Origin of the sequence: Vibrio sp. J1-1 (assembly GCF_021728395.1) — a bacterium.
Lineage (GTDB): Bacteria > Pseudomonadota > Gammaproteobacteria > Enterobacterales > Vibrionaceae > Vibrio.
The window spans coordinates 200,548-225,194 of the sequence record NZ_JAKKCM010000004.1 but is presented as its reverse complement, the minus strand read 5'-3'; the positions used below and the strand labels follow the sequence as shown (position 1 = coordinate 225,194).

Here is a 24,647-nt window from a genome sequence, read left to right as displayed (position 1 = left end):
GATATACTAAAAAGGCTTCCAACGGGAAGCCTTTTGTTTATCAAATAAGTTTGTCGATTAACCACAACACTTCTTAAATTTCTTACCGCTACCACAGATACATGGATCATTACGGCCGACTTTCAGATTGCTTATCGGCTGGCTCAGGCGAGGATCTGGCTCTTCCTCGTCTTGAGGGAACGTGCCGTCAATGTAGTACCAAAGGCCATTCTCTTTGACAAAGCGTGAACGCTCACTCAGACAGTAGCGTTTGCCATCTTCATTGAAATAGGCGTTGAACTCAACAAAACCTTCATTCTCGTTACTGCCAGTATCAGCTTTAATTACTTCAAGTTGACACCAATCACTATCGATAGATTGTGCAATGCCTTCGCGCTGATCTTCAGCATGACAACTTGAGTGATAAGTTGCGACAACATAATCCACTAAACCCAAAACATGAGCACTGTAGCGTGAGCGCATTAACTGCTCTGGTGTTTCTACATTTTTGTGATTGTTATGGGCAATTTCACAACACTGTTGATAAGTGAGATTGGAGCCACAAGGGCAGGTAGAAGACATAAAAAGAAATCTCTATTTAATTAAACAGACTCACATTGGTGAGATAGGAAGGATTATACATACGAACTACGTTATCAGAAGAGGAAACATTTAAGAACTTTGGGAAAGCAGTTCCTGAGCCCAGACGGTGGACTGGTTAAATGTTTCTACAAGTTGCTCTTCTGTGAGCTTGAGAGCCGCACAATATTTCTCAACCCGCTCCCAGTTGGCTTGTTCATAAGCGATAGTCATCGACAGCAAGTAACCCAATACACCTTTGTGGCTTGTGAGAGCTAATTTGATATCGTCGTCCACAGGAATGTCGTTAATCACATCACTCAAAGGTTGGTCGAGCAGCGAGTCTAGAAGTGAAAACATCCCGGTCAGAAAAGCTTGTCCAGGATCGTACTTAGTCTTCATTAAGCTCAGTAATAACTCACACATTCGAGCGCGTTGGATTGCAAGAGTATAGAGGGAATCTGGTTTATCATCTTGAACAGAAGCGATGGCAACGAGTGAAATAAAACGTCGTAAGCGATCTTCACCCAAGTAAATGAGCGCTTGTCTGAAAGACTTAATTTTGGTGGCGAGTGTATACCCGGAATTAACGTAAGTCAGTAACTTGTATGAAAGTGTAATATCGATTGAAAAGAGGCGTTCAACTTCATCAAAGTTGATGGGCTTATCCGCAATCTCTTTACACAATTGAATAACTGCCAGAAATGAAGGTTTCAGTTGTTTTTTCTTGATCATTTCAGGTTTACTGAAGAAGTAGCCCTGAAAGTAAGTGAATCCTGCTTCTAGAGTCTGTTTAAACTCTTCATAGGTTTCCACTTTCTCTGCAAGAAATTCGATGTTGTAGTGACGAAGAGTTTGAATAAAAATGGCTGCTTTTTCTATCGGCACCAGGCGAATGTCAAACTTGATGATCGAGACGTAGGGAAGAAACCGTTTCCAAGCTTTGGTTGGTACGAAATCATCCAGCGCAATTTTGTACCCACATTCATGCAAATATTTAATCGCTTTAAGTAGTTCTTCAGTTGGCTCGCAATCTTCTAAAACCTCAATAACTAATGAGTCCTTGGGGAATAAAGTCGGAACCAAATTAATCAGACTCTGCTGGGGGAAGTTAACAAAACCCAGTTTGTTACCCAATGTATTGTAATGCGTCGAAAGAAAATGATCAGACAGCAATCGACTGGTAGCCTGCTCGGGCTCTACTTCAGGGAAGGTATTTTTTGGGCCGTCTCGAAAGAGAAGCTCATAACCAATGGTTCGCTTTTCTCTGTCTAGAATCGGTTGGCGAGCTACGTAAGAATACTTCAATTAGGGACTTCATTCTGTTTAACTGAGTTATACGATGATAACGATTTTTCGTAAAATATCTATGCTTTAAGTCCGAATATTGTAAGGTCTAACACGATCTGAGTAAATTATCTGTTGAAAGGCCTTGTTTGTAGAACTAAATGATCAGAATTTGCTTGTAAAACTGAGCCTTGCGTATACCAATCACCTAAAACGATGCGCGTTTTTTTAACACCGTTGACCTCAAAATTATGCGTATCTGGACGATGGGTATGGCCATGAATCATCAGGTCGACGCAATGTTGAGACATCACTTTCTCTACTTCATCCTGGTTTACATCCATAATGTCCAACGATTTGCTACTTTTGTCATCGCGAATATCAGACTGAACTTTCGCGACAATTTTTTTCTTTATAAACCAAGGGATATGGTTGAAGACCCATTGTAGCCAAGGTTGGTGAACGGTCTTGCGAAATTTCTGATAGTTCACATCGTCTGTACATAGAGTATCACCATGCAGGATCACTGCCTTCGTGCCATAGAGGTCAATGGTACAAACATCATCAAGAAGCGTTATCCCCGTTTGTTTGCAAAAACGTTCTCCTAACAGGAAATCACGATTGCCTTGGATAAAGAAGACAGGAACACCGCGGTCGGTCAGCGCTTTAAATTCGGTGCGAATTTGGTTAGAAAAAGGCGTGTTATCGTCGTCACCGACCCAAAATTCGAAAAGATCGCCTAATACGTAAAGAGCGTCGGCTTTTGGGGCTTCTGTGCGCATAAATGTCACAAAGCACTCTGTAATGTCAGGGCGAGACGGCGTAAGGTGCAGGTCTGATATAAATAATGTTGTCATAGAAATAAGGGGAGGCGACGCCTCCCCATTCAATTAAGTTCGTACGAATTACTCTTCGATTGTTGTACCAGTGATTACCACGTCTTCCAGTGGTACGTCTTGGTGCATGCCGTAAGAACCAGTGCTAACGCCTTTGATTTGGTTTACTACGTCCATACCTTCTACAACTTCACCGAACACACAGTAACCCCAACCATCTAGGCTTTCGCTACGGAAGTCTAGGAATGTGTTGTTGTTCACGTTGATGAAGAACTGAGAGCTCGCTGAGTGCGGTTCCATAGTACGTGCCATAGCAAGTGTGCCTACTTTGTTGCTAAGGCCGTTGTTTGCTTCGTTTTTGATAGGTGCACGTGTTGGTTTTTCACGCAGACCTGATTCCATGCCGCCACCTTGAACCATGAAACCATCAATAACACGGTGGAATAGAGTGTTGTCGTAAAAACCGTCGCGGCAGTACTGTAGGAAGTTTGCGCTTGTTTCTGGCGCTTTCTCTTCGTTTAGTTGAATCTTGATGTCACCAAAATTAGTGTGAAGGGTGATCATGCTGCTGTCCTTTACTGTGTTGTATTGAGCCCGAGATTCTAGCCTAAGTTACAACGCTTTAAAAACTCAGGAAGAAGAAATTAATCGTTTTGTGCTTGAAGTTTAGCCGATTATCGTTTTATCGGTTAATTCCTATTACCTAATAAGGTCGGAGTTGTTATACTCAGCCTTCTTGTATTCATTCACAATTATAGATAGAGATCATGTTAAAGATATATAACACACTCACAAGACAGAAAGAGGAATTCAAACCAATTACAGCTGGCAAAATCGGCATGTATGTCTGTGGAGTTACCATCTACGATCTCTGTCACATCGGCCACGGTCGTACTTTTGTGTCTTTTGACGTTGTATCTCGCTACCTACGTTACCTAGGTTACGATCTAACGTTCGTTCGTAATATCACCGATATCGACGATAAGATCATCAAACGTGCAGCAGAAAACGGTGAATCTTGTGATTCACTGACCGAGCGTCTTATTGGTGAAATGCACGCTGACTTCGATGCGTTAAATATGAAGCGCCCAGATATTGAACCTCGTGCTACACAGTTTATCCCTGAAATCATTGAACTGGTTCAAAAGCTGATCGAGCGTGGTTTCGCTTACGTTGCAGATAACGGCGACGTCATGTTTGAAGTGGGTAAGTTTGACGAATACGGCAAGCTTTCAAAGCAAGATTTAGATCAGCTTCAGGCTGGTGCTCGTGTTGATATCGAAACAGCAAAACGTAGCCCGTTGGACTTTGTTCTTTGGAAAATGTCAAAACCAGACGAACCAACATGGGAATCACCTTGGGGACCAGGCCGTCCCGGTTGGCACATTGAATGTTCTGCAATGAACTCGTCAATTCTTGGTAACCACTTCGATATTCACGGCGGCGGCTCCGACCTTCAGTTCCCTCACCACGAGAATGAGATCGCTCAGTCTTGCTGCGCACACGACACTAAGTACGTGAACACTTGGATGCACAGCGGCATGGTGATGGTAGACCGCGAGAAAATGTCTAAGTCTCTGGGCAATTTCTTCACCATCCGTGATGTTTTAGGTCACTACGATGCGGAAACAGTACGCTACTTCCTGATGTCTGGTCACTACCGTAGCCAGTTAAACTACAGCGAAGATAACCTAAACCAAGCGCGTGCTTCGCTTGAGCGCCTGTACACCTCGCTTCGTGGTCTTGATCTCAAAGCTGCACCAGCTGGTGGCGAAGAGTACGTTTCTCGCTTTACTAACGCGATGAATGACGATTTCAACACGCCTGAGGCTTACTCAGTACTGTTTGATATGGCGCGTGAAGTAAACCGTCTGAAGACAGAAAGCCTTGAGAAAGCAAGCGAACTTGGCGCATTAATGCGTGAGCTTGCCGATGTTATCGGTATTCTTTATCAAGATCCTGAAGCCTTCCTGAAAGGTGACGCAGGTAATGACGATGAAGTGGCAGAAATTGAAGCATTGATCAAACTGCGTAACGACTCTCGTGCATCTAAAGATTGGGCAAACGCAGACATGGCTCGCGATAAGCTAACTGAAATGGGCATCGTGCTGGAAGATGGTCCAGAAGGCACAGTTTGGCGTCGTAAGTGATTGAATTTTCTTTTTTAAAGGGCTGATAATTCAGCCCTTTTATTTTCTACTTCCATAATTTTAACTTCAGGTAATGCTCTGTGGCTCAGATGTATTTCTACTACTCTGCGATGAATGCGGGTAAATCAACGACTCTTCTTCAATCTTCTTTTAATTACCAAGAACGCGGTATGACCCCAGTGATATTCACTGCAGCACTTGATGATCGCTACGGTGTAGGCAAAGTAAGCTCACGAATTGGTTTACAGTCAGATGCCCACCTTTTTGGTCAGGATACCAATTTATATCAGGAGATTACCGCTCTAAATGAGGTTGAAAAGCGACATTGTATTCTGGTTGATGAATGCCAGTTCTTAACGAAAGAGCAGGTATATCAACTGACAGAAGTGGTGGATAAACTGCACATCCCAGTCCTTTGTTATGGTCTTCGAACCGATTTTCTTGGTGAACTTTTTGAAGGCAGTAAGTACCTATTATCATGGGCAGACAAATTGGTAGAACTTAAGACGATTTGTCACTGTGGGCGTAAAGCGAATATGGTTATTCGTACTGATGAGCATGGTGTTGCCATCAAAGAGGGTGACCAAGTCGCAATTGGCGGTAATGAGCGTTATGTTTCCGTTTGTCGTCAGCATTACAAAGAAGCGTTAGGTAAATAGTCCTAGTTCGCTAAACGCATATAGAGAAGCCACCGGAATGGGTGGCTTTTTTTGGTTTGTCGTTAATCAACTATGCGAAATTAAAACCGAAACGTTGTAGCAATGCTTGATAAGACGACTCTACATTTTCGGGGATAACTTGCTCTGTCTGATAACCTTTCTCAGGGTAGGTTTTGACGCGAGAATAGTCTTCCATCAGTGCTTCTAATACCATCATCAACGGCATGTCTTCATTAATGTACTCGAAGAATGGGTGTGCAGTGGAGCTCACTTGCAGTTGAGAATAGGGGGATTGCCACTGCTTCTCGAACGTAGCGATAGCACGACGCTCCATAAATGGTTTTTGCACTAAAATCACCGAGTCACACAAAATACCGTTGTCTGCGAGTAACTGGTGAGTAAAGCGTACGTTTTCACCGCTATTTGTTGATTGGGTTTCTAACAATATTGCATCGCTAGGGACACCTGCCGATTGCGCTATTTCTGCGAAAGTCTCTGCTTCACTCTTGTCAAATAAACCATCGGTAAATCGCCCTTTACCGCCAGAGAACACGATGCGTGGTGCAAGTTTCTGCAGATAAAGCTTTGCGGCATGCTCTGCGACACGAAGGTCATTACTGCACATGACTAATAAGCAATCCGCGGGTTTTAGCTGATGCTTTAGTTGCATGTAATCCCAGAGCGTTTCGATATGTTGATAAAGCTTCATAGTGCATCCAGCGTTGAGTTAAATTGAAATTTATAACCGAGCGAAACGAGTTTATCCGCGACAATGCGCTTGTCGGCGTCTTCAGTCACTGGAGGCAGAGAAAGTTCAGCGCCACTCTTGGTGATCGCCGCCTGATAGAACTCGGCTTTACTGACAGTATTTGGTGTTGTCACGTTGACAATTTCGTTATCAATATTTTCCAGCGCAAATTTTGCTGCAGCAATAGCATCGTTCTGATGAACCATGTTCGCAGGGGCTTTGCGGCTGACTTGTTTTAGTCGCGCAGCAAAGCGAGCCGGGTTCCTATCGGGGCCAATCAATCCACTACATCGTAAAATGGCGTAGTTGATACCAGAGTCGATCACAGACTGTTCCGCTTGAAGCATGATGTGTGCGTTGTCAGAAAAATGAGGATGGTTTTGTGCTAATGAAAGAGAAGCGGAATCTTCACTCATGTCAGAGGGTAGGTTAGGGTAGACCGTAGTGGAACTGATCATCACTAACTTATCAATATCTTGTTGCTTTGCAGTTTCAACTAACGTTGCCCATTGCTGAGCATACTCTTGACCACCGCCTTTTCTAAACCCTGGAGGAAACGCACCGACAATGTGCTTGATTTGATAGCGCTGGATAAGCTCTGGCAGTTTTATTTCTGCGTTTGCCTGACTGAGATCGAGTAGTTCAGCGTTCGTGAGCGCGGAAGGTAACTCATCCAATCTTTCCTGACTGCGCCGAGTCACAACAACCGTCTGTCCTTCGTCTACTAAAGCTTGGGCGAGTGGTGTGCCTAGCCAGCCCGCACCTACAATCAATGTGTTTGCCATATGTCTCATCCCGACTTAATCAAAGTTGTTAAATAAAATTATGCGCGTTGTATTGTTCACTGAAGAAAGGGAGGGAATATCATATCAGGCGTCTTACCTGGTATCGATGTACGTTATTGATTGCAATAGTCAAACTTCAGTGAATTAGAAATAAGTGTAAACCTATTGGGAGGATATGTGAATGCCATCGATGATGATGGCATTTTCAGGGGGAGGAGTTGACGACGACTCAAGCGATTAATCTAACAATGTTGCTGTATGACGCCGCTTTTAGCTGCGTGAACTCTGACATTTCAGTCACTGATACCTAGATTAACTTGCCGCCAGTACTCGTAAAATTTTTTCTGCGTGTTCTGCGACCTCTATACCTTCGTTAGTTAAGTAACCTCCATCAGGCTGTGTGCAGAGTTTTTTCTCATATAGACTAGCAATGGCGATTTGGGTCTCTTCGGACGCATCTTTGTGAACTTTAATACCGGTTGCCGCACTGCTTAAATCGAACTGAAGAAGTAGATTCAATTCGGCCATGTGTTCCGCTGAATATTTCATAAATAATTCCTTTGCGCTTTTTTATCCAAGCTAGTCTCAAAAACCAAGTAGAGCAACACAAAACCGCGAGAAGTGTTAACTGTATTGCTATCAGGCTGATATAACGTGGGATTTTTGCTCGAAAGAAAATATTCTTGTCACATATCAATGACAGCGAAATTCTGGCATTTTGGTGGCTCATATTTGCAATGAACATCCCGTAAACAATATTTTTAGTTAACAATACAAATACCCCTTGAAAAAGTGTGAAAATAGCGCGATTATCGCCGCCTCCTTAATTGTTTCTAAATGTTACGCCACCATGAATTTCAATCACTTTGACTCATTATTACCGCCGCAAGCTGCTGAACGCGCTGCCGAAGTTGGTGTAGGTAAAGCGACTAAAGCACCTGTTAAATCTTTCTTACTTGCCATCTCCGCAGGGCTTCACATTGGTATTGCCTTCATTTTCTATACCACTGTGACAACAGGCGCAGGCGACTTACCTTGGGGTATGACTCGTTTAATTGGTGGTCTTGCGTTTAGTCTTGGATTGATTCTTGTGGTGGTCACGGGCGGAGAGCTTTTCACCAGCTCGGTGTTGACTCTGGTAGCGCGCGCCAGTGGTAAAATTTCCTGGAAGGCCTTGGTTAAAAACTGGTTTGTGGTTTACTTTGGTAATATGGCTGGTGCCGCTATGCTGGTGGCTTGTATGCTGGTCAGCAAGCAGTATATGTTTGATGGCGGTCAGGTTGGCCTCAATGCGATGGCAATTTCCCAGCACAAGTTACACCACGACTTCTTCTCGGCTGTTGCCTTAGGCATTATGTGTAACGTTTTAGTTTGTATTGCCGTCTGGATGACATTCAGTGGACGCACGTTAACCGATAAGATTGCCGTAATGATACTACCCGTTGCCATGTTTGTGTCTGCAGGCTTTGAGCACTGTATTGCGAACATGTTCCAAGTGCCAATGGCTATTGGTATTAAATACTTTGCTCCAGAAGCTTTTTGGCAAATGACAGGAGCAGATATCGCGAATTACGCGGATTTGAACATGACAGGCTTCATTGTCAACAACCTTATCCCTGTTACGTTAGGCAACATTATCGGTGGTGGCGTGTTTGTGGGTATGTGGTATTGGATGATTTACCTGCGTGATGAAGATAAGCATCTAAAGTAGTCGAGACTTATCTTCTGTTTTAGGACGAGACAAGTGCAGGATAGCAAAAGGCGAGCTTAAATAGCTCGCCTTTCTTTTGTTCGTTATACCAACTCTTCGTTAATCCCAAACTCGATCGGCACCCAGTGTGACGTCATTTCATTTGGTACCTGAACAAGCCACTCTAGCGGCGTGTCAGACAACAATTCATCATACTTTTCAGAGACCATTAATACATCCATGATAGTTGCTCCTTTTTGCGACTCCCTGCACTCTAAAACTAGAGTATTTCAGCTAAGTGATCAATTTATGACCGTTGCGTGTCGGAAAAACCTTTTCCAGACAACCTGTTATGTTTCTGATTGCGTATGTTTTTTCATTGCTTATCCACATTTTCTGTGGATAACCTGTCTTAAACATCGTGTGTATCTATCTGACTGCAGAAAATATTATAAAATTAAACGTTTATATGCGAGTACGTCGAGGCTATTTTGTTGGACTTTTTTGCGCAATTTTTACTCTGACTCTGCCTTCTTTGGTTTGTACACTGCTCAACGTCATTTCTAACGTGATAGCCACCGATACACTTAACATGACAAAAATCGCTAACATGATCACCAATTGATACTTTATCGCGACCATAGGGCTTGCTCCCCCTAAGATCTGTCCCGTCATCATCCCTGGAAGTGTGACAAGGCCAGTTGCGGTCATGGACGCTAAGGTTGGTGCCATGGATTTTCTTAGTGCTTCCTGCACAAACGGAAATGACGCGTATTTGGGGGAAGCGCCAAGTGAAATGGCGGCTTCATACTCTGTCTTACGTTCTTCAAACGCGGTAAAGAGGTTTTGCAGTGCGATGATGTTACTGCTTAAGCTATTACCTAACAGCATACCTGCTAGCGGGATCATGTATTGGGCATTATAAAGAGGAGTCGGCCGAACGAGACCCACCGTCATGGCAACAAGAAGCGGGAAAAGGCCACAAATGAGCCCTGTGATCAAAGGGAACATCAATGGCTTTTTGGGTAAGCGAGCTTTGCCTGCAATTGTGCTTGCCCCAACCACAAGCATGACTGCAAGCCATAATACGTTGATCAATAAACTGTTTAGGTGGAAGAGGTACTCTAAGTAAACGCCTATCAGGATCAGCTGTACAGTCATACGAAGGACACTGATCACAGTGTCTTTTGCAATCCCCAACTTGTAATGATAGTTAATTGCTAGAGGGATGACTAAAATCAAACTAAATATCGCCAGTTTTATCCAGCTAATATCGACTACGTTGTCCATTCATTCTCCTCAATTCTCTTCTTTACCCTTTCTATGTTAACTCATATTTTTCGAATGACTTTAAATACGAGTGAAAGCCTCTTTTATAATTCATTTCTTATCAATTTGTTTACATTATTTTGTTTTCCTTCGATATAAAAATGCATTTTCCCCGTGATGTTTAACGTAGAAATGTTATTTATGTTTTTATATTGTTTCTCATTTAACGTTTATTTAAAAGATTTATTTTTTCATATCTGTTCATGTTTTTTAATAAATAATATCAATCCCACACATCTCCGTTCGAACTCAAAAAAGTGTTGAATTACAAGGTTTGAAGGGCGTTATTTGATTGAACCTTACTAATAATATGGATTAACATTTTCGGTTATAAATTGTAAAAAACTTAAGCTAAGTTTCCTGAGCTTTTCAATAACACTAAATACAAAGTAGGCAAATGTATGAAAGATGTTAATAATATTGAGTGCGATGAAAAACGCTCCCTTGAATGGAAGTCATTTTTCTTCATTGCGGTTGTTCTCTTTCCAATTCTAAGCGTCGGTTTCGTAGGTGGCTACGGGTTCATCGTATGGATGTTGCAGGTTTTCTTCTTTGGACCTCCTGGTGCGCACGGTATGTAAGCCGTTGAGCTCATAACCACACTTTTGAAAAGATTTTAAGAGAGCAAATAATGAAATCACTAATCATTAAACTGTGGCGTACGATGACGCGCCCAGCCGTGCATATCAGCCTTGGTGTGCTAACTATGGGTGGCTTTATCGCAGGCGTTATTTTCTGGGGCGGCTTCAATACAGCATTAGAAGCAACCAACACGGAAGAGTTCTGTATCAGTTGTCACACCATGCGCGACAATGTTTATGTCGAACTGCAAGACACGGTTCACTGGAAAAACCACTCTGGTGTGCGTGCGACTTGTCCTGACTGTCACGTTCCACATAACTGGACGGATAAAATCGCTCGTAAGATGCAGGCTTCTAAAGAAGTGTTTGCACAAGTATTTGGTAACTACGATGAAGAAGGGGTATTTGAAGAGCGCCGTATTGAGTTAGCCAAACATGAATGGGATCGTTTTTCTGCGAACAAATCTCTCGAATGTAAAAATTGCCATAACTACGACTCGATGGACTTCGAGCAGATGTCTCCGACAGCGCGTATTCAAATGAAACAAGCCGCAGAGAAAGATCAAAGCTGTGTAGACTGCCACAAAGGCATTGCGCACAACTTACCTGCTGGTATGGATAGCATTGGCGGTATTGTGGGCGATCTGGAACAAATGACATCAAACACGGATTACGCTGTAGGTCAGCAGCTAGTCAGCATTCGTCATCTTCCGCTTTACTTTGACGAGCAAGGCACTAAAGAAGCCGGTCTTCTAAACCCGGCATCGACAGTAAAAGTTATCGAAGAAAAAGGCGACTTTGTTGAAATTGAAATCGATGGCTGGCGTAAAGCGAAAGGCTTTGGTCGTGTAATTCAAGAAGATTTCGGTAAGAACATTGCGACAGCATCTCTACTAAAAGAAGCGTCTACTGACAGCAACATGGTGACGACAGGTGAGAAGCGCGTTGATGAACTCACGGGTCTTCCATGGGAAAAAGTGACAGCCAAAGCTTGGTTGAAGAAAGAGTCGGCGTTGAACGATATCAACCCTATATGGGAAAAATCTCGTGAAGCGTACAAAACCAACTGTTCTGTCTGTCACACGCAACCTGCTGAAGCGCACTTCGACGCGAACACCTGGCCAGGTATGTTCGACGGTATGTTAGCGTTCGTCAACCTAGATACGGACAGCGAAGCGCTTATCTTGAAATATCTACAGAAGCACTCTTCAGATTATGCTGAAGGCCACCACTAATAAGCGTCGAATTGGAGAATTTTAAATGGCTATTACACGAAGAAGTTTTCTTAAAGGCGTAGCAACCACAAGTGCCGCGTCAGTTATCGGTCCAAGCTTATTAGCGTCAGCTTCAGCAAAAGCCGCAGAATCGACAGGTACCTGGAAAGTGACGGGCTCACACTGGGGGGCATTCCGCGCTCACATATACGCGGGTAAGGTTCAGGAGATCAAACCATTAGAGCTTGATAAGAACCCGACAGAGATGCTTAACGGCATTAAGGGTATCATTTACAGCCCTTCTCGTGTTCGTTACCCAATGGTTCGTCTGGATTGGCTGAAGAAGCACAAGTACAGCGCAGATACTCGCGGTAACAACCGTTTTATCCGTGTAACGTGGGACGAAGCGCTGGATCTGTTCTACCGTGAGTTAGAGCGTGTACAAAAAGAATACGGTCCTTGGGCATTACACGCGGGTCAAACTGGCTGGAACCAAACAGGTGCGTTCAACAACTGTACAGCACACATGCAACGTGCGGTAGGTATGCACGGTAACTTCATCACAAAGGTCGGCGACTACTCGACGGGCGCTGGTCAAACGATCATGCCTTACGTACTTGGTTCGACAGAGGTCTATGCACAAGGTACGTCTTGGTCTGAAATCCTAGAGAATTCAGACAACATCGTTCTTTGGGCGAACGATCCAGTGAAAAACCTTCAGGTAGGCTGGAACTGTGAAACGCACGAATCTTTCAAGTACCTTGAACAGTTAAAAGAGAAAGTCGCGAAAGGTGAGATCAACGTTCTGTCTGTTGACCCCGTTAAGAACAAGACTCAGCGCTACCTAGAGAATGACCACCTGTACATCAACCCGATGACAGACGTAGCGTTCATGCTGGCTGTTGCGCATGTTCTGTACAACGAAGAGTTATACGATAAGAAGTTCATTGAGACTTACTGTCTGGGCTTTGAAGAGTTCATTCAATACGTTCAGGGGCAAACCAAAGATAAGACTGAAAAGACACCAGAGTGGGCGGCATCAATCTGTGGCGTGAAGGCGGATAAGATTCGTGAATTCGCCCGCATGTTGGTTAATGGTCGTACACAAATCTTGATGGGCTGGTGTATCCAGCGTCAGGAACACGGCGAGCAACCATATTGGGCGGCTGCGGTTGTTGCTGCGATGGTAGGTCAGATTGGTCTGCCTGGCGGCGGTATCTCTTATGGTCACCATTATTCAAGTATCGGTGTTCCGTCGACAGGTTTTGCTGGTCCTGGTGGCTTCCCGCGTAACCTTGACCAAGGTATGAAGCCGAAGTGGGATAACAATGATTTCAACGGCTACAGTCGCACTATCCCGGTTGCGCGTTGGATTGATGCTATTCTGGAACCAGGTAAAGAGATCAATTACAACGGCGGTAAAGTGAAGCTGCCAGATTTCAAAATGATGGTGATTTCAGGTTGTAACCCATGGCACCATCACCAAGACCGCAACCGCATGAAGAAAGCGTTCAAGAAGCTACAAACGGTTGTGACTATTGAATTTGCCTGGACGGCAACTTGTCGCTTCTCTGATATCGTATTACCTGCTTGTACGCAGTGGGAGCGTAACGATATCGACGTTTACGGTTCATACTCTAGCCGTGGTTTGGTCGCCATGCACCGCTTGGTGGATCCGCTGTTTCAATCTAAGCCAGACTTCCAGATCATGAGTGAACTGACACAACGCTTTGGTCGTCGTGAAGAATACACTCGTGGTATGAGTGAGATGGAATGGATCGAAAGCCTGTATAACGATTGTAAGAAAGCCAACGAAGGTAAATTTGAAATGCCAGAATTCAATGAATTCTGGGAGAAGAGTGTACTGGACTTCGGTGAGGGTAAGCCTTGGGTTCGTCATGCTGATTTCCGTAAAGACCCGGAGCTGAACCCGCTAGGTACGCCATCTGGCTTCATCGAGATTACTTCGCGTAAGATTGGTCGCTACGGGTACGAACATTGCCAAGAGCACCCAATGTGGTTCGAAAAATCAGAACGTTCACACGGTGGCCCGGGTTCAGATAAATATCCATTCTGGTTGCAGTCTTGTCACCCAGACAAGCGTCTGCACTCTCAAATGTGTGAATCTGAAGAGTTCCGCGCCACTTACGCAGTACAAGGTCGTGAGCCTGTTTACATCAACCCGTTTGATGCAAAAGCAAAAGGCATTAAAGATGGTGACTTGGTACGTGTATTTAACGGCCGTGGTCAGCTTTTAGCGGGCGCAGTTCTGATGGATAGTTACCCGCGTGGCGTTGTTCGTATCGAAGAGGGCGCTTGGTATGGCCCTCTGAACGAGAAAGAAGGCGCTATCTGTACTTACGGTGACCCTAACACGCTAACGCAAGACATCGGTTCGTCTGAACTTGCGCAGGCTACTTCTGCGAACACGTGTATCGTCGATTTTGAGAAATTCACAGGTACAGTGCCGCCGGTCACATCATTCGGTGGGCCAATCGAAGTTGCTTAACAAGAGCATAAGAACGAAACATGATACCAGCCTCCGGGCTGGTATTTTTTAGCTGAATTTTGGGGAGCGTTATCTCAATAATTATGTTTCACTAATAGCTAAGATGTATTCGTGAGGGAACTAACGATTTACGCTTCTAAACCGTAGGATAATGGTGACAGTACCTAAACGGTTCATATTGAACCAAGTCTCTTGGGTATAAAGATAATAATAACTAAGTAGATATAATATGACTCAAACCTTTCAGTTCGCTAACCGCATAGAAATCACCGTCGTTGATAACGACCTGCAAGCCGATGTCATCGGCAATCAAGTACACTTTTCTTTTGCTGGTATTCACCAGAAAACCTTTACTGATCGCGAAGTCCTTTTTGAAGTCCCATTTTTATATGAACATGGTGCTCGTGTGATCGGAGACGGTTTTCAGATGTTGGCACAAACATCAGGGACTATCAGCCAGCCAATCGATGTTGGTCGTTGTCCTGATAACAGTCCGAGTTATCGGATCTATCCTCAAGATGCACCTAAGCGTTACTACAACTACTTAGTGGTTGAAGACTCTGATGGATATACGTTATTTGGATTTACCAGTTGCCGTCGATTCGCCGGTTATTTTGATGTGCGATTGCATGAAGAGCAGTGGGTTCTGGTGGCGGCTATCGATGGTGAACACACAAAAGTGACAGACTGGGAAAGTAACGCTTTGGAGTCTGTTACCGTACTGAGAGAAACGTCGTTGTCAGCACTCTACCAAGAGTACAGCAATATGATTAAAGATAATCATCCGGTGCGTGACGGTGTCACACAGCGCGCGCCTATAGGCTGGTGCTCTTGGTACGCTTATTATGCTGAAGTGACGGAAAAGAACATTTTGCAAAACGTCGACTGTATGCGCGATAAGCTGGTGGATCTGGAGTGGGTGCTAGTTGATGATGGATATCAGGCGTTTATGGGTGACTGGCTGACGCCTTCAGATAAGTTTTCTGGAGGTGTAAAAGAGTTGATTCAGAACATTCGTTACAAGGGCAAAAAACCAGCCATTTGGATGGCGCCCTTTATTGCTCAACCAGAGTCGGAAGTTTTCAAACAACATCCTGATTGGTTTGTTCGCCATCATGATGGTAGTTTGATGAAAGCAGAGGATGTCACCTACGGAGGCTGGCGCTGTACACCTTGGTATATTCTCGATACTTCTCTTCCAGAAGTACAAGATCACCTTACCCATGTGGTTTCTGTAATGCGCGAAGAGTGGGGCGTCGAACTGTTTAAGTTGGATGCAAACTATTGGGGAACCCTCAAAGGAAAACGCAGTCAGTCTGGAGTGACAGGAGTAGAAGCGTACCGAATGGGCATGGAGGCGATAGCGAGAGGGGCGGGTGACGCTTGGTTGTTGGGTTGTAACGCACCAATGTGGCCTTCACTTGGGCTGGTGGATGCGATGCGTGTTTCCGATGATGTTGAACGCCATAGTCATCGCTTCGAACAGATCGCGAAAGAAACATTTTACCGCAGTTGGCAGCACCGAAAACTGTGGCAAATTGACCCAGACTGCGCCACGTTTACCTCATTACCAAATCAAACAGCTTCGCGAGAGGACTACGAATTTCATCGTACTGCACTTCTGGCTTGTGGCGGTTTGTTACTTTCGGGTGATCCTCTGCCAGAGATTACCCCATTCGCGAGCAAAACGTTGTCGAAACTTATGTTGCGCCAACGTCGCAGCCAAGAATCTGCAATCTTTTCGTCTTTGAGTTTAAATCACGCATTTTTGAAGCTCACCAATAAGAATGATCTGCATTGCTTGTTTAACTACTCCAATCAGGATGCAACAGAGTTTACGCTAACTTCGGATAAGCCCGTAGATTGGTATAACTTCTGGACCGGAGAAAAGCTTAACCAAGACGCTTGTCAGATGTTTTTAGTCAACTTAGATCAGGGCTTGAATGCAAAAGCGATCGTCACAGTATAGTGTGATGAATTGAGCGTAGAAAAGAGCCTCAAATGAGGCTTTTTCCATTCTGAATGGTTTAAAGCTCAAATAAAAAGTAATAACCGTAACCAACAAAAAATGCAGGAATAGATGAGTAAATAGTGGCGACAAATGCTGCTTTAGGTGCCATTGCAATCGCAGGGAAAAGTGCATCACCGTCGTTTGAAATTGCGTTAGCTATTTGTGCTGAAAAAGGTGCAGCACCAGACAGGTACAAGCTTGTCACTAAAATCTGAGGTCCACACCCTGGGAGCATCCCCATTGCCAGTCCAGCCAATGGCATCCAGATCCCCCAATTTGAGAGAGAGGCGGCTACATCCAGCCCAGAAAAGTAAGTCGTAAACTCAAAAGCGATGAAGGCAATAATTACCCATGCACTGATGAAGTTAGTGTCTTGCGCTGCTTTTTGAATTGGGTGGGAGTCGATGATTTTTTCATCTTCGGATACTGTTGATTGATAACAGCCTAGCTCTTTTGTCATTGCCCAAAGCGACATCGTCATCACCGCGAAAATCGCTCCAACCCATTCAATGGTATTTGATGATACGTTCATCAACTGATTGATATCCATCTGGAAAGACATCATTAGTGCGATAATACTGGTCGGTAATATCAGCCATTTCCAGAATGTGCCTTGTAAATTGATCGCCTTCTGTTCCTGTTCGCTATAGCGCTCGCTTTGGCTTTGCGGATCAGATAGTTCATTTGGATTGATTTTACGGACGGGGCGCAAAAAGTCTTCTTTATGAAAAGAATTTACAACCAACCCAGAAATCGTTCCGACTACGATACCTGTAACCACCACGCTCAGCCCAACCGTGGGTTTAGCCGCAAGTAGTAAAAAAGCCGCGTCCCCCATTGTTGAAGTCAGTACCGCGACGATGGCACCAAAACCCACTCGGCCGCTAATAAACTGCGTGGTAACAACAATTGCACCGCCACATCCGGGTAGGGCTCCAAGAAGGGCCGCGAAGAATACCTGATGAGTTTTAGAGTGACAGTAGAGCTCAGTAATGCGATTAGGCTTCGATAGAAAGTGGGATAGATAATGATAAATCACCAGAGTTGCACAGACATAACACGATACCGCCCAAAAGGAGTCGGACAGTGTCGTCACCGCGACATCACGAGTGTGTTTATTAATCAACAACGCGAGCATAGAGACAGGAATGAGCAGGCGTTTATACGCTAAGCGGAATTGAGTTGGCCGAAGCAAGTGCTGGGCGGAATGCAAAAATCTCGTCGCGTTCATTTTGAATTCAAATGAAAATAGGAATGATTATCATTATATGATAATGAGATTTATTCGCAATAGAGTTATGCACTTTTCTTCGTGTCAAAGCCCGTCAAATCAGGTAAAGTACGGGCCTTTGTGAGCAAACAGCTTCCAAGGCATAAGATGCCATTATCCGGAAGCGTATCAAATTGACTTGAATAGGAAGAAACATGATTCTAGTTGTAGGTCATAAGAACCCAGACAGTGATAGTATTTGTAGTGCACTCGTTGCAACTGAACTTCTTAAGGCGCGTGGTGTTGAAGCAATGCCAATTCGTCAGGGCGAAATCAACCGTGAAACTCAGCACATCCTTGAAGTAGCTGGTGCAGAAGTTCCAGAACTACGCACTTCAGTTGCGGGTGAGACAGTTTGGCTAGTAGATTACTCCGATCTCGCTCAAGCACCAGACGACATCGCTGAAGCTGAAATCGCGGGTATCGTTGACCACCACCGTTTAGGTGATGTGATGACAGTGAACCCGATGGAAGCGTGGATCTGGCCTGTTGGTTGTACTAACACAGTTCTATTCAACATGTTCAAGATTGAAGGTCACGCGATCACTCCACAAATCGCTAAGCTAATGATGTCAGCTATTCTGTCTGATACAGTAGGTTTCGCTTCTCCAACGTGCACTCAAAAAGATAAAGATGCCGTTGCTGAGCTAGCTGAAATCGCAGACGTACAAGACGTTGACGCATTCATCAAAGATCTTCTGATCGCGAAAACAAACATCGAAGGTCTTTCTGCGGCTGAGCTAGTTGAAAAAGACCTGAAAGGTTACCCATTCAATGGTCGTGATGTTGTTGTTGGTCAGGTTGAGCTTGCTACTCTAGAGCAAGTTGACGGTATGATCGAAGCGCTTGAAGCGGATCTAGAAGCTCGTTGTGCAAACGATAATCTAGCATTTGCGGCTGTGATGCTAACAGACATCACTACCGCTCAAACTCGTCTTCTATACAAAGGTGAGTGGGCAGAGAAGCTAGTTAAGCATGAGGACAACGGCATGCTAATGATGGAAAATACCCTAAGCCGTAAGAAGCAAGGCTGGCCTTGGCTTCAAACTGAGTTAGCGTAATTTTCACATTACCAGTTTATAATTGAAATGCCCGCCAATAGGTGGGCATTTTTCTATGGGAAACAGGAGAGCAACATGTCCGAGGCATTGACCCAAGAGCAAATGGATACGATCAATCGTTACAATGAAGAGCAACGATTGAAGTACTGCGTCAAAGAGATCGTCGCGAATCGTAAGGTGTGGATTCTAAAAGATGAACATGGTTGCGTAATGCTTAATACAGAAGATGACGATTGCGTACCTGTATGGCCGAACGAAGAATTTGCTCAGCAATGGGCGACAGGTGAATGGGAAAACTGCGAGCCAGAAGCCATCTCACTTAACAAGTGGCACAGTCGCTGGACAGTGGGACTAGAAGATGACGAGCTTTCGGTAGTGGTGTTTCCAAATCAGAACGAAGAGGGTGTTGTTCTGTTTCCGGATGAGTTTGATTTCGAACTTCGCAAACTCGCTGGTCGACGATAGTTAAATCCAAAGATGATTTTCCAGCACCAGAATTAATAAAGCCTGCAAATAATGCAGGCTTATTCATTACATTGAGTGGTTGGGCGCTTTGTAGAAGTGACTTTCAACCAATCGCTGCGTAATCGCATGCTCAGGGTGGGTAAGAACCTGTTGGGTATCACCACATTCAACTACTTCACCTTCATGCATGACCATAACTTTATCTGTGATGTGCTTGACGATACCGATATGCTGAGATACATAAACGAAAGAAAGCCCCATCTCTTCTTGCAGCTCCAAGAACAAGTTAAGAATCTGCGAGCGCATGGCCATATCGAGACCGTTTAACGCTTCATCTGCTACGATAATTGACGGCTGAAGTATCAAGGCCCGAGCCAGACAGACACGCTGTTTTTGTCCAGCGGCCAGCATCTGCGGATAAAAGTAGGCATGTTCAGGTAGCAAGCCAACTCGACGAAGCGTCTCTTTAACGCGTTTCATTCGCGCATCCGGTGGCATGTTGGTATTTCGTTTTAATGGGCCTTCCAGTATGCGACCAATTTGAATTCGTGGGTTTAGCGATGTATTCGGATCCTGAAAAATCATACGAATCAGCTTGCAGCGCGTCGCATAATCTTTATGTTCCAAACGTTCACCATTTACACGGATTTCGCCAGAACTTGGCGCAACGACACCGGCAAGCATGCGAGCCAGTGTCGACTTCCCTGAACCATTCTGCCCAATAAAGCCGATAGTTTGCCCTGGCTCAAGGGTGAAGCTGACAGGTTTTACCGCGACATTCGTCTGACGTTTAAAAAAACTTGAGCGCGTGACAAACTGCTTCGATAAATTATCGACTTCAAGTAACGCACTCATGACTTTTTCTCCGTGTTCAATGGAAAGTGACAGTTAAACTTATGATTTTTGATTCGTCGGGTATGCGGAATTTCAACACATTGCTTTTGCGCATAAGGGCAACGAGGACCTAATCGGCAACCAATTGGCAAATGCTGTAAAGGTGGAATTGAACCAGGCAGAGACTGCAGTTTCTGCTTGTGTGGAACCCAATCATTGAAGTCTGGCATCGCCTTTAGCAGAGCATCTGTATAAGGGTGCTTCGGTGCTGCGATTATCTTACGTGTATCAGCAGACTCAACAGACTGACCACAGTACATCACGGTAATGCGGTTTGCCCATTGTGTGATAGTGGTTAGATCGTGACCAATAAGCAAAATCGTTGTGTTATTGAGCTGATTCATCCGGCTCAACAGACGTAAGATCTGCGACTGAGTGATTGGGTCAAGGTCATTAGTCGGTTCGTCTGCAATCAACAGCTTAGGCTTAGTTGCAATCGCCATGGCAATCATGACTTTTTGACATTCACCGTCCGTCAGCTCGTAAGGGTAGCTGCTCATTATCCGTTTGTGATCTTTGATCCCAACTTTATGCAGTAGGGCAATGGCTTGTTTTTTGCGCCATTTGAATCGCTCCCACCATTTACCATCAAATGAACGAGATGGAATCGATTCAATGAGTTGTCGGCCTACTTCCTCTGAAGGATCCAAACAGGTCGAAGGCTCCTGAAAAATCATCGCAATATCCCGAGCGATAACTTTACGCCGCTCTTTTGGGGTTAGTTGCAAGAGATCGATATTTCCTAAGCGCATTCGGTCTGCGGTGATTCGCCAAGTATCTTTGTTGACGCCGACAATGGCTTTTGCAACAAGACTTTTTCCTGAGCCAGATTCACCCACTAAGCCGCGAATTTCACCTTCATTTAACGTTAGGCTCATTCTGTCTACAGCTCGTACCATTCCTTGAGGTGTTTCAATTTCAATGGTCAAATGACGAATGTCTAATAACGGCATTATTCGATCCCCGCATTAAGCGATCGGCGTACCCCTTCACCTACTAAGTTTAGGGTAATAACAGTAAACATGATAGTGAGGCCTGGTAAGGTTACTGTCCACGGTGCGATGTAAATAAGTTCAACTGAATCGCCCAAAATGGCCCCCCACTCAGTACTTGGTGCTTGTGCTCCCAATCCCAGGAAGCCCAATGCAGTAATATCTAAAATCGCAGTAGAAAGCGCCAGAGTAAACTCTGCGGCGATAACGGTAAGAACGTTCGGCAGTATCGAGCTCCAAAGGAGGTAGAAATCATTTGCGCCATCCAGACGTGCCGCCATGATGTAGTCTTTTTCTACCTCAGTATGCACTGCGATGTACACCGAGCGAATAAAACGCGGAATGAGCGCCAAACAAATGGCCAGCAAGATATTGAATTCCCCGAACCCCAGGAATGCCACAAAAATGATCGCTAAGAGCAGCGAAGGAATGGACATCACCGTGTCGAGCAGGTGGTTCAAGGTACTGGAAAGCAGACCTTTCGTCATACCAGCCAATACGCCAATCAGACAACCGATGATAGCTGCCGTAACGGTAATACCAACCGCTGCTCCAAACGTCAGTTGAGACCCCATGATAAGACGTGAAAGAATATCGCGTCCCAAATCATCCGTCCCCAAGAAGTATTCAACGGTCCCTGACGGTGACCAAGAAGGTGGCACGAGTAGCTCACCGGATTGAGCCTGAGGATCAAAAGGTACGATTAATTGAGCAAATAGGGTGATTAATACAATGAAGGCTAGGCACCATAAGCCAAACATTGCCAACCCGTTAGCGCGGTAACTGCGCCAGAATCGTTCGAACTGAGTGGGAATGTGTTCTTCCTGATAAACGTTATTTGTTAGCATACCATTCCTTTCTCACCAGAGGGTTAATCATGGCCCCAATCAAATCCGAGAGGATATTGGCGGTCAGAACCAGTGTTGCAAGCACCATAACGCCAGCTTGGATAGAGGCATAGTCTTGGTTGGCTAGCGCATCTAATAGCCAACGGCCAATACCTGGCCAGTTGAAAACTGACTCGGTAATGATCGCAAGGGTGATCATACTTGATAGCTGAACGCCGACTTTCGGGACGATAGGTGGAATCGCGTTGCGCAGTACGTGTTGAGTGATGATCTCTCTGTTGGAAAGACCTTTAATTCTAGCGGCTCGAATGTAATTTTGGCTCATCACATCGGCAACCGACGAGCGCATTAAACCGATGACTTGGGTAGTTGGTGCGAGGGCTAGCACCAAACAAGGCAGTATCATGTGCTCAATGACACTTTGTAACGCATGAGCACGGTACTCGCCTTTTGCCATAAAGGCATCTACAGTGGCAAAGCCAGTGATGTGGTTGATTTCATACAGCAGATCATAGCGGCCAGCTACTGGGAAAAATTGATATTCAAGTGAAAATACCATGATAAGTAGCAGTGCCACCCAAAAGATTGGCGCAGAATACCCAGACATGGCTAAAAACGAAATACTGGTATCCAACCATTTTCCCTGTTTCATACCCGCCAGGGTTCCTAATGGGATCCCAATTAAAAGCGCAACAAGAAAGGCAAAAAAGCACAGCTCTAACGTTGCCGGAAACACGATGGCTAACTCATCATAAATGGCATTGCCACTTTTAGTGTAGCCGAAATCAAGTTGTGACAGGTTAACAAGATAATTTTGCCAACCCGACCAAAATTCAACTTGTGCCCAGTGCGACAGCGGGTCGAGACGCAGCAGAGAGAAGCCCACTAAAGTAAGAATCATCAATGTGATGAAAAATAGGTTAAAGCGTCGGATGGTATACAAAAACATCAGTGAACTCTCTCAACTCTATCAAATGGTTGTGCATTGAAAGGGCTTGATTTGAAGCCTGTCAGCGATTTGTCGTGAACACGGAACTGCACACCATGCGCTAGTGGAATAACGGGGAATTGCTCATTCAATATGTTTTGCGCCTGACGATATAGATTCAAACGATATCTTGGCTCTTGTGTCTCTATAGCCAAATCCAGTAAGAAGTCGAAATCATCGTTACACCACATTGAAACGTTAAGGCCAACCCGATCAGACTCACATGACAATAAAGGACGGAAGAAATTATCAGGATCACCTGTATCACCAATCCACCCCGTGAGCAGTAGATCAAGATTGTCTAGGCTATCCAAATCGACGCGTTCAAACCTATCATCAGTCAACAACGTCAGATTAACACCGACATCAGCAAAGTTAGCTTGGATTAGCTCCGCGGTCTTTCGAGGGCTTGGGTTGAAAGCGCGAGGTTCTAAAGGAACCCACATGGTAAGTTCTAAACTATCTTGATAGCCAGCCTCACGTAGAAGAGCGAGAGCGTAATTTCTATCGTAGCGTATTTTGACACTGTCCTTTTGATATGCCCATGAGTTTGGTGGGAGTAAGGTGTAGGCTTGAGTACCTGTTCCGTAATAGACGGAGTCCAATATATTTTGTCGATTAATCGCAAGGTTAAGCGCTTGACGAACTCGAGGATCAGTCAGGGCTGGATTACCAGTATTAATGGCGATGAAAGAAACGTTGTTTGCTGGTGTTGCTTTCAACGCTAGATTTTCATTTTCCTGTATGACTGGAATTTGGCTCGAAATTGGCGACGACAATACATCGCATTCATTCCTTAGTAATTTTGCCAGCGTACCGGTTCCACGATGAGAAATATCAAAGACCACCTGTTCCATTTTCGCAGGAGAGTTCCAGTATTTAGTATGACGTTCTAAGCGAATTAAATCATTCACCTGGAACTCTTTTAGCTGGAATGGACCTGTACCAATGGGAAATTGATCAATCTGCTCTTTATGATCTTTAGCGGCGAGTTGTTGTCCATACTCAGCCGATAGCAATACTGCGTGGCTGGTGGCAATGTTGGCCAGAAAAGAAAAGTTTGGTTTTGAAAGCTTAAACATTACAGTGTCATTGTCGATGGCAATAACATCTTGCAGTAAGTTCTTGAAGTCCAAACCGGCAAACCATGGATACAAACCGCCCCCGACTAAATGAAAAGGGTGATTATCATCAATGATTCGTTTGAAGCTAAACTCTACGTCTTTCGAATTTAGCGCACGACTGGGAGTAAACCAAGATGTTGTATGAAACTGAACACCACGTTTGAGCTTAAACGTGTATTCAGTTCCATCCGCATTCACTGACCAGCTCTCTGCAATATTAGCAACCGGCTTATGGGATGTCGGGTCGAGCGTAAGCAATGTATCATACAACTGAGGGCTCAATGCTTCAGCAGTAATACCACTATCAACCAATTGTGGGTTAAATGTTGTTGGCTTACCTTGCCCACAAAACACAAATCCTGTTTGGCGAATATCATTGTGGTCGATCTCATCGCCACAGGCGGTGAGTAAGCTAATCCCGATAAGGCTCAGCGATAATCTTATAAAAGCATTCATAATATGAAATGTTCATTGGATCTTGCTTGTTTCATTTGAAGTTAATTATCCAGAGTTAACAAGCGAAAATGATCCCGCTAATTTAACACCTTTGTGAACTCGCTCCAAATACAAAATCTTTTGCTCGCAGTGTGTTAGATAAAAAGACGCAGTCTAATTATCACTGTAGACCTAAATTGTTACGCATGTTTA

At 44.6% G+C, this 24,647-nt stretch carries 24 protein-coding genes; 9 read left to right on the top strand and 15 right to left on the bottom strand.

The features are described from left to right. Nucleotides 1-57: 57 nt before the first annotated feature. The 4 genes from L3V31_RS08200 to L3V31_RS08185 form a co-directional block, all read right to left on the bottom strand. Nucleotides 58-561: a YchJ family protein gene (locus L3V31_RS08200; RefSeq protein WP_237315597.1), complete on the bottom strand. Its 504-nt coding sequence runs from the start codon at nucleotides 559-561 to the stop codon at nucleotides 58-60. A gap of 90 nt (nucleotides 562-651) precedes the next feature. Beyond that, nucleotides 652-1,866 carry an EAL domain-containing protein gene (locus tag L3V31_RS08195; protein WP_237315596.1) on the bottom strand — a complete coding sequence of 405 codons (1,215 nt, stop codon included), beginning with the start codon at nucleotides 1,864-1,866 and terminating at the stop codon, nucleotides 652-654. Between the two features lie 107 nt (nucleotides 1,867-1,973). Next, nucleotides 1,974-2,702 (bottom strand): UDP-2,3-diacylglucosamine diphosphatase, encoded by a 729-nt coding sequence (lpxH, locus tag L3V31_RS08190; RefSeq protein WP_237315595.1) that lies wholly within the window; start codon nucleotides 2,700-2,702, stop codon nucleotides 1,974-1,976. Between the two features lie 48 nt (nucleotides 2,703-2,750). Beyond that, on the bottom strand, nucleotides 2,751-3,245 hold the full coding sequence (locus L3V31_RS08185; protein ID WP_237315594.1) for a peptidylprolyl isomerase: 495 nt from the start codon (nucleotides 3,243-3,245) through the stop codon (nucleotides 2,751-2,753). A gap of 203 nt (nucleotides 3,246-3,448) precedes the next feature. Here L3V31_RS08185 and cysS point away from each other — a divergent pair, with 203 nt between their 5' ends. Together cysS and L3V31_RS08175 are read left to right on the top strand one after the other, a co-directional pair. Continuing rightward, the gene (cysS, locus tag L3V31_RS08180; RefSeq protein ID WP_237315593.1) at nucleotides 3,449-4,831 is read left to right on the top strand and encodes a cysteine--tRNA ligase; all 1,383 of its coding nucleotides are present in this window, start codon (nucleotides 3,449-3,451) and stop codon (nucleotides 4,829-4,831) included. An 80-nt stretch (nucleotides 4,832-4,911) separates the two neighbouring features. Then, nucleotides 4,912-5,490 carry a thymidine kinase gene (locus L3V31_RS08175; protein ID WP_237315592.1) on the top strand — a complete coding sequence of 193 codons (579 nt, stop codon included), beginning with the start codon at nucleotides 4,912-4,914 and terminating at the stop codon, nucleotides 5,488-5,490. A 70-nt stretch (nucleotides 5,491-5,560) separates the two neighbouring features. Here L3V31_RS08175 and L3V31_RS08170 read toward each other — a convergent pair whose 3' ends face one another. The 3 genes from L3V31_RS08170 to L3V31_RS08160 all read right to left on the bottom strand — a co-directional run bounded on the left by L3V31_RS08170 (nucleotide 5,561) and on the right by L3V31_RS08160 (nucleotide 7,572). Then, the gene (locus L3V31_RS08170; protein WP_237315591.1) at nucleotides 5,561-6,199 is read right to left on the bottom strand and encodes a YdcF family protein; all 639 of its coding nucleotides are present in this window, start codon (nucleotides 6,197-6,199) and stop codon (nucleotides 5,561-5,563) included. Further along, entirely contained in the window at nucleotides 6,196-7,023 is an 828-nt protein-coding gene (locus L3V31_RS08165) for an NAD-dependent epimerase/dehydratase family protein (RefSeq protein ID WP_237315590.1), read from the bottom strand. Before L3V31_RS08165 ends, L3V31_RS08170 begins: the two co-directional genes overlap by 4 nt. 312 nt (nucleotides 7,024-7,335) lie before the next feature. Then, the gene (locus L3V31_RS08160) at nucleotides 7,336-7,572 is read right to left on the bottom strand and encodes a TIGR02647 family protein (protein WP_237315589.1); all 237 of its coding nucleotides are present in this window, start codon (nucleotides 7,570-7,572) and stop codon (nucleotides 7,336-7,338) included. 301 nt (nucleotides 7,573-7,873) lie between these two features. On the opposite strand from L3V31_RS08160, the gene focA reads away from it, so the two are divergent. Further along, entirely contained in the window at nucleotides 7,874-8,734 is an 861-nt protein-coding gene (gene focA, locus L3V31_RS08155) for a formate transporter FocA (protein ID WP_237315588.1), read from the top strand. 83 nt (nucleotides 8,735-8,817) lie between these two features. Here the strand turns inward: focA and L3V31_RS08150 are convergent, their stop codons facing one another. Beyond that, a complete protein-coding gene (locus L3V31_RS08150) occupies nucleotides 8,818-8,955 on the bottom strand; it encodes a hypothetical protein (protein ID WP_014231504.1) in 138 nt (45 codons plus the stop codon). Between the two features lie 244 nt (nucleotides 8,956-9,199). Beyond that, complete coding sequence (locus L3V31_RS08145) at nucleotides 9,200-10,003, bottom strand: ABC transporter permease (RefSeq protein ID WP_237315587.1); 804 nt, start codon at nucleotides 10,001-10,003, stop codon at nucleotides 9,200-9,202. A gap of 440 nt (nucleotides 10,004-10,443) precedes the next feature. On the opposite strand from L3V31_RS08145, the gene torE reads away from it, so the two are divergent. The 4 genes from torE to L3V31_RS08125 all read left to right on the top strand — a co-directional run bounded on the left by torE (nucleotide 10,444) and on the right by L3V31_RS08125 (nucleotide 16,315). Beyond that, complete coding sequence (gene torE / locus L3V31_RS08140) at nucleotides 10,444-10,623, top strand: trimethylamine N-oxide reductase system protein TorE (RefSeq protein WP_237315586.1); 180 nt, start codon at nucleotides 10,444-10,446, stop codon at nucleotides 10,621-10,623. A 50-nt stretch (nucleotides 10,624-10,673) separates the two neighbouring features. Continuing rightward, nucleotides 10,674-11,858, top strand: a complete 1,185-nt coding sequence (torC, locus tag L3V31_RS08135; RefSeq protein ID WP_237315585.1) for a pentaheme c-type cytochrome TorC — start codon at nucleotides 10,674-10,676, stop codon at nucleotides 11,856-11,858. Nucleotides 11,859-11,883: 25 nt separating this feature from the next. Then, complete coding sequence (gene torA / locus L3V31_RS08130; protein ID WP_237315584.1) at nucleotides 11,884-14,346, top strand: trimethylamine-N-oxide reductase TorA; 2,463 nt, start codon at nucleotides 11,884-11,886, stop codon at nucleotides 14,344-14,346. Between the two features lie 229 nt (nucleotides 14,347-14,575). After that, entirely contained in the window at nucleotides 14,576-16,315 is a 1,740-nt protein-coding gene (locus L3V31_RS08125; protein ID WP_237315583.1) for an alpha-galactosidase, read from the top strand. Nucleotides 16,316-16,373: 58 nt separating this feature from the next. Here L3V31_RS08125 and L3V31_RS08120 read toward each other — a convergent pair whose 3' ends face one another. Beyond that, nucleotides 16,374-17,588 (bottom strand): putative manganese transporter, encoded by a 1,215-nt coding sequence (locus L3V31_RS08120; RefSeq protein ID WP_237315582.1) that lies wholly within the window; start codon nucleotides 17,586-17,588, stop codon nucleotides 16,374-16,376. A gap of 194 nt (nucleotides 17,589-17,782) precedes the next feature. Between L3V31_RS08120 and L3V31_RS08115 the strand changes: the two genes are divergently transcribed. Further along, complete coding sequence (locus L3V31_RS08115) at nucleotides 17,783-18,688, top strand: manganese-dependent inorganic pyrophosphatase (RefSeq protein ID WP_237315581.1); 906 nt, start codon at nucleotides 17,783-17,785, stop codon at nucleotides 18,686-18,688. 75 nt (nucleotides 18,689-18,763) lie between these two features. Then, the gene (locus tag L3V31_RS08110) at nucleotides 18,764-19,153 is read left to right on the top strand and encodes a DUF2750 domain-containing protein (protein WP_014231512.1); all 390 of its coding nucleotides are present in this window, start codon (nucleotides 18,764-18,766) and stop codon (nucleotides 19,151-19,153) included. Between the two features lie 66 nt (nucleotides 19,154-19,219). Here L3V31_RS08110 and L3V31_RS08105 read toward each other — a convergent pair whose 3' ends face one another. The 5 genes from L3V31_RS08105 to L3V31_RS08085 are packed head-to-tail and all read right to left on the bottom strand — an operon-like array spanning nucleotide 19,220 to nucleotide 24,455. Continuing rightward, complete coding sequence (locus L3V31_RS08105; RefSeq protein WP_237315580.1) at nucleotides 19,220-20,008, bottom strand: ATP-binding cassette domain-containing protein; 789 nt, start codon at nucleotides 20,006-20,008, stop codon at nucleotides 19,220-19,222. Further along, on the bottom strand, nucleotides 20,005-21,000 hold the full coding sequence (locus tag L3V31_RS08100; protein WP_237315579.1) for an oligopeptide/dipeptide ABC transporter ATP-binding protein: 996 nt from the start codon (nucleotides 20,998-21,000) through the stop codon (nucleotides 20,005-20,007). The genes L3V31_RS08105 and L3V31_RS08100 overlap by 4 nt, the downstream gene beginning before the upstream one ends. Continuing rightward, nucleotides 21,000-21,887 carry an ABC transporter permease subunit gene (locus tag L3V31_RS08095; RefSeq protein ID WP_237315578.1) on the bottom strand — a complete coding sequence of 296 codons (888 nt, stop codon included), beginning with the start codon at nucleotides 21,885-21,887 and terminating at the stop codon, nucleotides 21,000-21,002. The genes L3V31_RS08100 and L3V31_RS08095 overlap by 1 nt, the downstream gene beginning before the upstream one ends. Beyond that, nucleotides 21,874-22,836 (bottom strand): ABC transporter permease subunit, encoded by a 963-nt coding sequence (locus L3V31_RS08090; protein ID WP_237315577.1) that lies wholly within the window; start codon nucleotides 22,834-22,836, stop codon nucleotides 21,874-21,876. The genes L3V31_RS08095 and L3V31_RS08090 overlap by 14 nt, the downstream gene beginning before the upstream one ends. Further along, complete coding sequence (locus L3V31_RS08085) at nucleotides 22,836-24,455, bottom strand: ABC transporter substrate-binding protein (protein WP_237315576.1); 1,620 nt, start codon at nucleotides 24,453-24,455, stop codon at nucleotides 22,836-22,838. The genes L3V31_RS08090 and L3V31_RS08085 overlap by 1 nt, the downstream gene beginning before the upstream one ends. Nucleotides 24,456-24,647: the final 192 nt, after the last annotated feature.